Genomic DNA, 12,299 nt, shown 5'->3' with positions numbered 1-12,299 from the left:
CGCCTTCGACGCTCCCTGAGGTGCGAGGAGCGCAGCGACGAGCCTCGAAGGGTCAGACGCCTACCGGCTCGGCCGCTTCCTTGCGCTTCCGCCGGACGATGCTCGACAACAGTGCCGCGATGATCAGGACCAGACCGACGAGGCCGGTGATGATCTCGGGCACGTGCGTGCCGATCGAGTACAGCAGGATGAGCGCCAGCGCGCCGATCGCCCAATGCGCGCCGTGCTCGAGGTACTCGTACTCCGAGAGCGTGCCCTTGCGGACGAGGTACACGGTGAGCGAACGGACGAACATCGCGCCGATGAGGCCGAGGCCCAGCGCGATCAGGATCGGGTCGGCCGTGATGGCGAAGGCTCCGATCACACCGTCGAACGAGAACGAGGCATCCAGGACCTCCAGGTAGAGGAACAGGAAGAAGCCCGCCTTGCCGGTGGCCTTGGCCAGGTCGGTCGGACCCGAACGGCCGGTGGACTTCTCAGCCGATTCGTCGAGTCCCTCGACCTCTTCCTCGATCTCGACGTTGAAGAACTCACCGAGTCCGTTGACCAGGATGTAGGTGATCATGCCGAGCGAGCCGGCGATCATGACCGTCGACCGCTCGTCGGCCGGCGCGATGAACGTGGCGGTGAGCACCAGCAGACCGATCGCGATGACGACCTCGAGCATCTCCAGCTTGCCGATGCGCTCGAGCGGGCGCTCGATCCAGGTCAGCCAGGTGAGTTCCTTCTCCTCGAAGAGGAAGCCGAGGAACAGCATCAGCAGGAACATGCCACCGAAGGCGGCGATCTGCGGATGGGCGTCGGTGATGATCGTTTCGTAACTCGGGGAGCCGTCGGCGAAGAACGCGGCATCGCCGGGCGGCGGATTCAGCGCGAGATCGAGCGCCTCGACCGGGTTGAGTCCGGATGCGAGCCACACGATGACCAGCGGGAACACCAGACGCATACCGAAGACGGCGATCAGGATGCCGATGGTGAGGAAGATCTTTTGCCAGAACTCGCTCATCCTGCGGAGCACGGTCGCATTGATGACCGCGTTGTCGAAGGAGAGCGTGACCTCGAAGATGCCGAGGATCGCGGTGAGGATCAGCGCTTCGACGCCGCCGTAGAGGAACGCGACGACCAGCGCCGCGATCGTTATGACGAAGGAGAGGCCGAAAATTCTTACTACCACTGGATTGTGGCCTTTCTAGGGAGCAGATGGACTGGCCGACAGCGTCGTCGGACGGTGGTCACGACACACGGATGCCGCACCCGCTGGAACAGGGGGTGCGGCATCCATGAAGCTGACGGGCAGCCGGGTCGACGAGAATGTCAGACGTTCACGCCGAAGTCGCGGGCGATACCCGCGAGCCCCGATGCGTAACCCTGGCCGACAGCGCGGAACTTCCACTCCGAACCGTGGCGGTACAGCTCACCGAAGACCATCGCGGTCTCGGTGGAGGCGTCCTCGGTGAGGTCGTAGCGGGCGATCTCGGCGCCGTTGGCGCGGTTCACGACGCGGATGAAGGCGTTGCGGACCTGACCGAACGACTGCGAGCGCGCGTCGGCGTCGTAGATCGAGACGGGGAAGACGATGGAATCGACCTCCGGCGGGGTGGCCGCCAGGTCGACGTTGATGGCCTCGTCGTCGCCCTCACCCTCACCGGTCAGGTTGTCGCCGGTGTGCTCGATCGAGCCGTCGGGGGAGCGCAGGTTGTTGAAGAAGACGAAGTGCTGATCGGAGAGCACCTTCTTGTTGGTGCCGAGTGCGATCGCGCTGGCGTCCAGGTCGAAGTCGGTGCCGGTGGTGGTGCGGATGTCCCAGCCGAGACCGACGGACACCGCGGTGAGTCCCGGGGCCTCCTTGGTCAGCGAGACATTTCCGCCCTTGCTCAGGCTCACGCCCATGAGATTGTGCCTTTCTGTTGGTACGTGGTCTGTCGATGTCCGGTACACCCGTTGTTCGGACGCACGGAGCAACGTCAACACTCTATGCGAAGGGTGTGTCGTGGTCACTGAGTCGGATGGATGACCTGCGGATTCCCGGTTTTCGGACCCACCCGATGCGTTGTTCGGCGCACGCACGTCGTAGCGACCCTGGCGTCCGCCGACCATCGCTGGGACCATGGGGATCAGTCCGAGCGGAGCGCCTGGCGCGTCACCGCGTCGACGACGCGGACAGGTTCTGACTCCGGTTCAGCCACGAGCCATGCACAGCTCGGGCGTGAGCCGATCAGGAGTGTGCGATGCCCGCCCAGAACGTTGCCCGCAAGCTCATCGAAGCCCACCTCGAGGCCGGGGACATGACGCCCGGTGAGGAGATCGCTATCCGCATCGATCAGACCCTCACCCAGGACGCCACCGGGACGTTGGTGATGCAGGAACTGGAGTCGCTGGGACTCGACCGCGCCCGCACCGAGGTGAGCGTCCAGTACGTCGATCACAACCTGCTGCAGACCGACGAGAAGAACGCCGAGGATCACGAATACCTGCGTACCGCGTGCGAACGCTTCGGCCTCTGGTTCTCCAAGCCCGGCAACGGCGTCTCCCATCCCACCCACATGCAGCGGTTCGGTATCCCCGGCAAGACGATGGTCGGGTCCGACTCCCACACGCCTGCCGCCGGATCACTCGGGATGCTCGCGATCGGGGTCGGCGGACTCGAAGTGGCACTGGCCATCACGGGTCGCCCGCTGAACATCCGTATGCCCGAGATCTGGGGCGTCCGGCTGGAAGGCGAACTGCCGCCGTGGTGTTCGGCCAAGGACGTGATCCTCGAGATGCTCCGGCGCCACGACGTGAAGGGTGCGGTGAACCGCATCATCGAGTACCACGGTCCCGGCTTGGCGAGTCTGACGGCGATGGATCGCCACGTGATCGCGAACATGGGTGCCGAACTCGGGGCCACGACGACGGTGTTCCCCAGCGACGACGCGGTGCGCGAGTTCCTGCGCGCAGAGGGTCGCGAAGACGACTGGACCGAGCTGGTCGCCGACGACGGCGCGAGCTATGACGCCGAGGAGACCATCGACCTCTCCGAGATCGTCCCGTTGATCGCGAAGCCGTCCTCGCCGGGCGACGTCGTGCCGGTCAGCGAGGTCGCCGGCGAGGAGATCTCACAGGTGGTCATCGGGTCGAGCGCCAACCCCGGTCTCCGCGACTTCGCGATCGCCGCAGCGATGGTGGCGGGGAGGCAGACGTCGTCGAGTGTCAGCTTCGACATCAACCCGACCTCGCGCGAGATCCTCACCGACCTCACCAAGATGGGTGCCACGACCAACCTGGTCATCAGCGGCGCGCGCATCCATCAGGCCGGTTGTATGGGGTGCATCGGCATGGGACAGGCACCCGCGACCGGGCAGAACTCCTTGCGCACCATGCCTCGCAACTTCCCCGGCCGCTCGGGCACCAAGGACGACAAGGTGTGGCTGTGTTCGCCCGAGACCGCGGCAGCATCGGCGCTGACCGGCGTGATCACCGATCCCCGCGAGTGGGCTGCCGACAACGATGTTGCGTACCCAGATCTCGGCCTCCCCGAGGAGCACTCGATCAACACCGCGATGCTGGTCCCGCCGCTGTCGCCGGAGGAGGCGACGAAGGTCGAACCGGTGAAGGGGCCCAACATCTCCGACCTCCCGGACCTCGATTCGCTGCCCGACGTCGTCGAGGCGCCGGTGCTGCTGAAGGTCGGCGACAACATCTCCACCGACGACATCTCGCCCGCGGGTGCGAAGGCTCTGCCCTACCGGTCGAACATCCCCAAGCTCGCCGAGTTCTGCTTCACGCGGATCGACGACACCTACACCGAGAGAGCACGATCCGCCGACACCGGGCACATCATCATCGGCGGTGACAACTACGGGCAGGGCTCGTCTCGCGAGCACGCGGCGATCGCGCCGCGCCATCTCGGTCTGCGGGTGGTGATCGCCAAGTCGTTCGCGCGCATCCACTGGCAGAACCTCGCGAACTTCGGTGTGCTGGCAGTGGAATTCACCGACCCCGCCGACTACGACGCCGTCGACCAGGACGACACCCTACGGCTGGAGAACCTTCGGGATGGGCTCGGCGCCGACGACGTCCTCACCGTCCGCAACGTCACCAAGGACCGGACATTCCAAGTCCGGCATCGGCTCTCGAAGCGGCAGGTCTCGGATGTCCTGGCCGGGGGTCTCATCCCGCGGCTCGCCGCCGAGGAGCATCCGGATGAACATCGTGCCGAGGAGACGGTGCTGCAGGACAGCGGAGAGATCAGCTGACCCGGCCCACGATCAGCGCACGAAACCCGTGAGCTGATAGGTCTCCGGCGGGCCGGTGATCGAGGAGTACAGCGAGACCTGTGTGAACACACCCTTCTTCGGTGCGAAGAGCCAGATCCCGACCGGGTACTTCGCGACCTTCCCGGCCGCACAGTTCGGCTCGCACAGCTTGCGGTTCTCGGTACCGAAGCCGACGGCGAAGGCGTCGGTCCACGCCAGCCAGGTCACGTCCGTGACGATCACGCCGGCATCACCGCAGTAGATCGACGAAAGGGTGCGTGGTTGAACGAGTTTCGCGCCGTCGCAACCGCCCACCACGGTCGCGGCCGGCGTCGGTGACGGTGCGGCGGCCGCGGTTCCACCCCCGGATAGACCGAGCATCACGACGACACCCGAGACAGCCACTGCGACACATGCCCTGATCAGTTTCGAAGCCATCCCGGTCTCTCCTCGTCGCTCGTCCGGCAGCTGGTGGTTCGAGGAATCATTCTCGGGGAAGGACAACCAGGTCACGAGCGTATTCACGAACATGTCGCCCGAAACGACGACGTCCCCGCCGGACCGTGAGGATGTACCTCACGAATCCCGACGGGGACGTCGTGGATCGTTCAGAAGAGGATCAGGCCTCGACGATGAACGCCTCGAGCTGCTGACGCGCGACGTCGTCGGCGAGCTGCTTCGGCGGGGACTTCATCAGGTAGGCCGATGCCGGGAGGATCGGGCCGCCGATGCCCCGGTCCTTGGCGATCTTGGCGGCGCGCACGGCGTCGATGATGATGCCGGCCGAGTTGGGGGAGTCCCAGACCTCGAGCTTGTACTCCAGGTTCAGCGGCACGTCACCGAAGGCACGACCCTCGAGGCGGACGTAGGCCCACTTGCGGTCGTCGAGCCATGCGACGTGATCCGACGGGCCGATGTGGACGTTCTTGTCCTCGACCTTGCCGGCGAGCGAGCCGGTCAGGTTGGATGTCACGGCCTGGGTCTTCGAGACCTTCTTGGACTCCAGGCGCTCACGCTCGAGCATGTTCTTGAAGTCCATGTTGCCGCCGACGTTGAGCTGGTAGGTGCGGTCGAGGGTGACGCCGCGATCCTCGAACAGCTTCGCCATCACGCGGTGGGTGATGGTGGCGCCGACCTGGCTCTTGATGTCGTCGCCGACGATCGGGACACCGGCGTCGGTGAACTTCTGGGCCCACTCGGGGTCAGAGGCGATGAAGACCGGGAGTGCGTTGACGAACGCGACGTTGGCGTCGATGGCGCACTGTGCGTAGAACTTGTCGGCCTGCTCCGAGCCCACCGGCAGGTAGCTGACGAGGACGTCGACCTCGGCGTCCTTGAGGGCCTGGACGACGTCGACACCCGAGCCGTCGGCCTCGGTGATGGTCTCGAGGTAGTATTTGCCGAGACCGTCGAGGGTGTGGCCGCGCTGGACGGTGACACCGGTCGGCGGCACGTCGGCGATCTTGATGGTGTTGTTCTCGCTCGCGAAGATCGCGTCGGACAGGTCGAAGCCGACCTTCTTGGCGTCCACGTCGAACGCGGCGACGAACTCGACGTCGCGGACGTGGTACGGACCGAACTTCACATGCATCAGGCCGGGAACGCTGGCGTTCTCGTCGGCGTCCTTGTAGTACTGCACGCCTTGCACCAAGGATGAAGCGCAGTTTCCTACGCCCACAATGGCAACGCGCACCTTATTGGGCTCACCCATGGTCGGGCTCTCCTTCTTGTTGCGGCGTCGCAGACCTTCGCTGCGCCACCGGTGTTTTCACTTGCTCGGGTGCCCGAGCTGTTCGTCCCGGCTCTGCGTCGAGTCCGGTTCTGGCAATTCGTCATCGGATCGTCCGGTGCCGGCGTCCGGCCCCGGATCGACAGGTGACTGTTCGGTTCCGGCGTCGTCCCGAGCAATGTCGTCGGGATCGAATGTGTCGGAATCGAACGGACTTGGAGTCCCGTCTCGCTGTTGGGAGCTCTCGGCGGCGATCAGCTCGTTGAGCCAGCGGACCTCCCGTTCGCTGGACTCGAGGCTGAGCTGATGCAGCTGGCGGGTGTAGCGATCGACCGCCCGGTTGGACCGTCCGACGATCTCCCGCAACCCTTCGCGGCGCTCCTCCACCTGCCGGCGACGACCCTCGAGGATGCGCATGCGCGCAACTGCGGGAGTCCGGCTGAAGAACGCCAGATGCACACCGAAACCGTCGTCGGTGTAGTTCTGCGGACCGGTGTCGGCCACGAGCTCGGCGAACCGAGCGCGACCGGCATCGGTGAGCTGGTACACCCGACGCCCACGACGAACCTTCATGCCCGAGGGCGCGTCGGCTTCGTCGATGAGACCGTCGGCCTGCATCCGACGCAGGGTCGGATACAGCGAACCGTAGGAGAAGGCACGGAAGGCCCCGAGGAGCCCGGTGAGCCGCTTGCGCAGCTCGTAACCGTGCATGGGGGCTTCGAGAAGCAAGCCCAGAATTGCGAGCTCGAGCACTTCGTCACCCCCTCCGGTCCGTCGATGTGTCGGAAGGTGCTGACAGCACAACACCTCGCTCCGATGTGTTTGCCAATGTATCGCACCGATATAACCGTGTCCACGAGGAGGTCGGTCGAGGGAGGTACACCCGGTCCCGGGCCGCCATGAGGACCACCCGTCCCGGTGGAGCGCCCGGACCGTCGCGCCGACGACAAACCCGTGACCACGTACGCTTGAAACCGTGCAACGCCAGATCGTCGACTACGCCCTGCAGCGGCGCGCTCGGCTGTCCTCGGTCCACGCGGGCCGGACCGCCGTGGCCGATGTGTGCGATGCGAATCCGTACCTTCTGCGCGCGGCGAAATTCCACGGTCGGCCCAGCGAGACGATGTGCCCGATCTGCCGGAAAGAGCAGGTCACACTTGTCTCCTGGGTGTTCGGCGAACGCCTCGGCCAGGTGAGCGGCTCAGCGCGGAGCACAGAGGAGATCGCCCGGCTGGCGACCACCGCCGAGGAGTTCTCGGTGCATGTCGTCGAGGTGTGCCGGACGTGTAGCTGGAACCATTTGGTGCAGTCATACGTTGCCGGGCTGCCGCCACGGACCACGCGTCGCAGCCGACGTGTGGCCAAATAGCGCGCCGGCCTGCGGTTTTTTGCCGAGGCCTCATGCGGGCTGTCAAAGTGGTGTGGCACGAGGCTGGAGAATTGAGACCGAGGTCAGCGGCGTGAAACGCGCCGCACGGCCCGGTAGGAAAGGTGGACGATGAGCGAGGCGTACGGTTCTTCGCCCACACCGCGCGGTACCGGATCCCGTCCCGGTCGCAACGGTGGCGGTAACAACGGACGAGCCAACAGGCAGGCCACGGAGGCGCGGCAGAAACGGTTCGCCTGGGCGCTCGGCGCGGTGGGCGCGATCGTCCCGGCCATCGTGCTGGTGTTGATCATCGCGTTCGCCTTCACCTACTTCACCGCGGAGATCCCCGAACCCGAGGTCAGCCAGAAGGCGACGATCGTCGACACCTCCGGCCGCACCCTCGCCGACATCACCCAGCCCGACGGCAACCGCCAGGTGGTGCCGTTCGACGAGATCCCCGACACGATGATCCAGGCGATCGTCGCCGCCGAGGACCGCGAGTTCTGGACCAACAACGGCTTCTCGCCGCGTGGCCTCTCGCGCGCGGTGATCGGTCAGATCACCGGCAACACCTCCGCCGGTGGTGGTTCGACGATCACCCAGCAGTACGTCAAGAACGCGATCGTCGGCGACGAACGCAGCTTCGACCGCAAGTTCAAGGAACTCGCGATCGCCGCCAAGATGAACGAGCGGCACGGCTGGTCCAAGGAGAAGATCCTCGAGGCCTACCTCAACACCATCTACTTCGGGCGCGGCGCCTACGGCATCGCCGTCGCGACGCAGAAGTACTTCAACAAGTCGATCACCGATCCGGCGCGTGCCAAGAAGAATCCGCTGACCTTCGAGGAAGCGGCCCTGCTCGCCGGTGTCATCCGCGCCCCGTCGTACTACGACCCGGAGAACAACCTCGAGGCGACCGAGGCCCGGTGGCGCTACGTGCTGAGCGGCATGGTCGCGACCGGAGCCATCACCAAGCAGCAGGCCGACAACGCGGTCTTCCCCAAGACCATCAAGGCTCGGGTCAGCGGCAGTGACGAGACCCCCGGCCCCAACGGTCTGATCAAGCGCCGGGTGCTCGAAGAGCTCACCAGCGTCGGCATCACCGAGAAGCAGTTGCAGACCGGCGGCCTCAAGATCAGCACCACCATCGACCCCCAGGTGCAGAACGGCGTCGTCCAGGCGGCCTGCCGCAAGAACAAGATCTACAAGTGCCCGAACGGCCAGCTGAACGGGGAGCCCAAGGACCTCCTCGCGTCCGTGGTCTCCATCGACCCGCAGTCCGGCGCGGTGCGCGGCTACTACGGCGGTGACAACGCCGGTGGCTGGGACCTCGCGCAGGCCGGCCTCCAGACCGGCTCGTCGTTCAAGGTCTTCGCGCTCATCGCAGCCCTCGAGCAGGACATCCCGCTGTCGAAGACCTACAGTTCGGCGCCCTTCGAGGCCAGCGGCGGACTGACGGTCGAGAACTCCGACGGCGAGAGCTGCGGCACGTGCAACCTCGCGACCGCGATGAAGATGTCGCTGAACACCGTCTACTACCGCCTCATGATGGACCTCAAGCGAGGCGCCGAGGATGTCGCCGATGCGGCGCACCGGGCCGGCGTCGCCGAGTCCTTCGGCAACATCGAGAAGACCCTGCAGGAAGCGAACGGCTCCCCCGAGGGCGGCGTCGTGCTGGGCCAGTACCAGTCGCGCGTCATCGACATGGCCTCGGCATACGCGACGCTCGCGGCCTCCGGCGTCTACCACGAGCCGTACTTCGTGCAGAAGGTCACCGACTCCGCGGGCCAGGTGCTCTTCGAGCGCAAGAACGAGGGCAAGCGGGTCTTCCCCGAGAAGGTCGCCGACACCGTGACCGCGGCACTCGAACCGATCCCGGCGTACTCCAACGGCAACTCGCTCTACGACCCGTCGCTCGGCTCGCGTCCGGCGGCCGCCAAGACCGGCACCGTCCAGCTCGGCGACACCGGTCAGAACAAGGACGCTTGGATGGTCGGGTACACCCCGCAACTGTCCACCGCGGTCTGGGTCGGCACCAACGACGGCACCGCGCTCACCAACTACAGCGGCGCGTCGATCTACGGCAGCGGCCTGCCCTCGCAGATCTGGAAGGCGGCCATGAACTCCGCCCTCGAGGGCAAGGAGATCAAGAAGTTCCCCGAACCCGAAGAGGCGATCGGCGGAGAGGTCGGCATCCCGTACGAGGCGCCGGCGACGACCTACGCGCCGTCGACGCGCTCGCGCGGACCTTCGGCACCGACCTTCGAGATCCCTGATCAGGGTGGCGACGGCAACCTGACGCTTGCACCCGGCGTCACCATCCCGCTCCCGGGAGGCCCGCGCGGCGGAGGCGGCAACGGCGGTGGCAACTCGCCGGACGGCAACTCACCCGACAGTGGGGGCACCGGCGGCGGTAACGCGCCGGGCCGCGGAGGCAACCAGCCCGGTGGTGAGGACGGCGGAGGAATCCCTGAACCGCCCGTCGGCTGACCAGGATCCCCCGGCTGACTCTGCCGACGCAGCCGACCCTGCCTGGGACAGCCCTGCCCCGTTGTCGCGCGATGAACGCGTCGACGCCGAACGAGTACTCCCGACGCGCTCGGACGAGATGGTGCGCGAGGCGAGTTCACTCGTCGGCGGCCCGGCGGGCGCACATGCCGTCATCGGGCGCAGCCGCCACCTGACACCGCTGCGTGTGCTGTTCGCGCTCGCACTGTGCGGACTGGCCCTGGGCTGGTTCGGCAAGGCGAGTTGTCTGCAGCAGGCTCCGCCCGACGATGGTTCGGCGGGCCGGCCGGGCGCCGAGATGCGACTCGACTGGGACGACCAGCGGCAGTTCACCAACCTCTGCTACAGCGACGTCATCAGCCTGTACGGCGCCGAACGACTCAACATCGGGGCACTGCCCTACCGCGATTTCTGGTTCCAGGAGGATGCCCGGGGCCAGACCATCAAGCGCTACATGGAGTACCCGGTCCTCACCGGGATGTTCATGTACGGCGCCGCCCAGCTGACACGAGGCTGGGTGTGGGCCGAGGAGAACTGGGGCGTCCCCGGCGCGCTCGACGTCGTGCTGTTCTTCACCATCGTCGCGCTCGGTCTGGCGCTGTTCTGGCTGGTCACGATCTGGGCGACGGCTCTGACCGCGCGCACCCGGATGTGGACGGTCTGGCTGGCGGCGCTCTCGCCGCTGGTCTTCGTGCACGCCTTCACCAACTTCGACACCATCGCGACGGCTGCCGTCGCGGTCGCATTGCTCGCCTGGTCACGGGACCGGCCGTGGATCGCCGGCGTCGCCATCGGGGTCGGCGCCGCCGCGAAGCTCTATCCGGCATTGCTCCTGGTCGTTCTGGGAGCGTTGTGTCTGCGGTCCGGCCGGGTCCGCGAGTTCGGGGCCACCGCCGGGGCCGCGATCGCCGCCTGGCTGCTGGTCAACCTGCCGATCCTCATCCCGTATCCGAGCGGTTGGTGGGAGTTCTTCCGGTTCAACGGCGACCGCTCGGCCGACGCCGACACCATCTACCGCATCCTCGCCGACACGCTTGGTTTCACATGGAACATCAACCATCTGAACGCGCTGTCGGTCGGGTTGACCGTCCTCGTCCTGGTGGCGGTCACACTCATCGGGCTGTGCGCGCCGTTCCGTCCCCGGGTTGCGCAACTGGCGTTTCTCGCGGTGGCCGGCTTCCTCCTCGTCAACAAGGTGTGGAGCCCGCAGTACTCGCTGTGGCTGGTGCCGTTGGCGGTCCTCGCGATCCCGCACACCAGGCTGCTCCTGACGTGGATGACGATCGACGCGCTGATCTGGATCCCGCGGATGGGACTGTTCCTCGATCAGGAACGCCGGTGGCTTCCCGACCAGTGGTTCACCACCGCCGTGGTGCTCCGTGGACTGATCGTCCTCCTGCTGTGTGCGGTCGTGGTCTGGCAGATCTGGCATCCGAAGGACGACCTCGTCCGAGGCGGGAACGACGGACGCTGGTACGACGACCCGGCCGGTGGGGTGCTCGACGGTGCACCGGACCGCATCCGGTTGCGGCTGCCGTCGAGGCGAGTGCGACGACAATCCGAAGACCGAGTGGGCGAGCCGGTTTCGGCCGGCGCTCGGTGAGCCGACAGCCACTGCACCGCGGATCGACGCGGACCCGAGGGAACCGAATGCCGCACCGGTGCGTCCAATCCACCATGAACACCTTGCAACTCGCAGTCCCCGACGACCTCACCGACTGGCTCGCCGCCGGCGACCGAACGGCCGAACTCCTCGCCGATTCCGTGCTGGTCGACCAGCAGTGGTGGATTGACACGCTGGCCGAGTTCGAGATGCCGAACACGTTGCACGGCAGTCGAATCGGGCGACAGGGGCTGTTCGCTCTCGGTGCGTCCGCCGGCGAATCCCCGGAGGATGCGATCGCGCTGCTGTGGAATGTCGTCGCGTTCTGCCTGGGTCGGCAGAACTCCGACGGCAAGAAGCGGATCGCCGCCGTGGCCGCGGACCGCAAGCGTCTCGGGAGGCTGCTCCAGGAGGCCGCCCTCGCGAGTCGCGACGACCCGGGCGCGGCATACGCGATGCTGCGACCGGACAAGGGCGGCAACACCATCGACCGACTCGGCCCGGGCGGTTTCACCTGGTTCCTGTACTTCGCGGGCGCCGGTGACCCGAAGCACCCGAGCCCGGTGCTCGAGGCCAAGGTGGGTCGGTCGTTGCGACGCGCCGGGTGGAAGGGTCTGCGCGACGGCGTCTGGACTGCCGCCGACTACGTCGCCTACTCGCGGCTCGTGGATCGCTGGCGCACCGAGGCCGGGGTCGATCGCAACGACGTCATCGTGCGCGGCCTGTTCGCGATCTCACCCCCGACCGGGTGGGACCACCCGTGGCAGGCCTGGGAGCGGCAGACCTGGGAGAAGGCGAACTGGGTACGCGGCCCGCTGTCCACTGAATCGCCCCGGGTTTGCTGGGGGCTCG

At 66.6% G+C, this 12,299-nt stretch carries 9 protein-coding genes and 1 pseudogene; 5 read left to right on the top strand and 5 right to left on the bottom strand.

Annotated elements, in window-relative coordinates; translation table 11 throughout:
• Positions 1–52 precede the first annotated feature (52 nt).
• Complete coding sequence (locus OK17_RS16145; protein WP_461418060.1) at positions 53–1,174, bottom strand: DUF475 domain-containing protein; 1,122 nt, start codon at positions 1,172–1,174, stop codon at positions 53–55.
• 140 nt (positions 1,175–1,314) lie between these two features.
• The gene (locus OK17_RS16140; protein WP_232716841.1) at positions 1,315–1,890 is read right to left on the bottom strand and encodes a TerD family protein; all 576 of its coding nucleotides are present in this window, start codon (positions 1,888–1,890) and stop codon (positions 1,315–1,317) included.
• Positions 1,891–2,228: 338 nt separating this feature from the next.
• On the opposite strand from OK17_RS16140, the gene OK17_RS16135 reads away from it, so the two are divergent.
• Positions 2,229–4,238 (top strand): aconitate hydratase, encoded by a 2,010-nt coding sequence (locus tag OK17_RS16135; RefSeq protein WP_232716842.1) that lies wholly within the window; start codon positions 2,229–2,231, stop codon positions 4,236–4,238.
• Between the two features lie 12 nt (positions 4,239–4,250).
• On the opposite strand, the gene OK17_RS16130 is transcribed toward OK17_RS16135, so the two are convergent.
• From OK17_RS16130 to OK17_RS16120, 3 genes and pseudogenes are all read right to left on the bottom strand, one after another.
• On the bottom strand, positions 4,251–4,676 hold the full coding sequence (locus tag OK17_RS16130) for a hypothetical protein (protein ID WP_461418059.1): 426 nt from the start codon (positions 4,674–4,676) through the stop codon (positions 4,251–4,253).
• A gap of 181 nt (positions 4,677–4,857) precedes the next feature.
• Positions 4,858–5,949 carry an inositol-3-phosphate synthase gene (locus tag OK17_RS16125; RefSeq protein ID WP_039879823.1) on the bottom strand — a complete coding sequence of 364 codons (1,092 nt, stop codon included), beginning with the start codon at positions 5,947–5,949 and terminating at the stop codon, positions 4,858–4,860.
• Positions 5,950–6,009: 60 nt separating this feature from the next.
• Positions 6,010–6,720 (bottom strand): annotated as a pseudogene (locus OK17_RS16120) (PadR family transcriptional regulator); the annotation flags it as partial.
• 223 nt (positions 6,721–6,943) lie between these two features.
• Here OK17_RS16120 and OK17_RS16115 point away from each other — a divergent pair.
• The 4 genes from OK17_RS16115 to OK17_RS16100 form a co-directional block, all read left to right on the top strand.
• A complete protein-coding gene (locus OK17_RS16115; protein WP_461418058.1) occupies positions 6,944–7,336 on the top strand; it encodes a DUF5318 family protein in 393 nt (130 codons plus the stop codon).
• Positions 7,337–7,465: 129 nt separating this feature from the next.
• A complete protein-coding gene (locus OK17_RS16110) occupies positions 7,466–9,826 on the top strand; it encodes a transglycosylase domain-containing protein (RefSeq protein WP_461418057.1) in 2,361 nt (786 codons plus the stop codon).
• A 61-nt stretch (positions 9,827–9,887) separates the two neighbouring features.
• Entirely contained in the window at positions 9,888–11,447 is a 1,560-nt protein-coding gene (locus tag OK17_RS16105; RefSeq protein ID WP_461418056.1) for a glycosyltransferase family 87 protein, read from the top strand.
• A gap of 74 nt (positions 11,448–11,521) precedes the next feature.
• Positions 11,522–12,299: 8-oxoguanine DNA glycosylase OGG fold protein (locus tag OK17_RS16100; protein WP_461418055.1), on the top strand; the 778-nt coding region annotated here is incomplete at its 3' end.

It is taken from the genome of Gordonia sp. GN26 (assembly GCF_054823965.1).
This window is presented reverse-complemented; position numbering and strand designations above follow the sequence as displayed.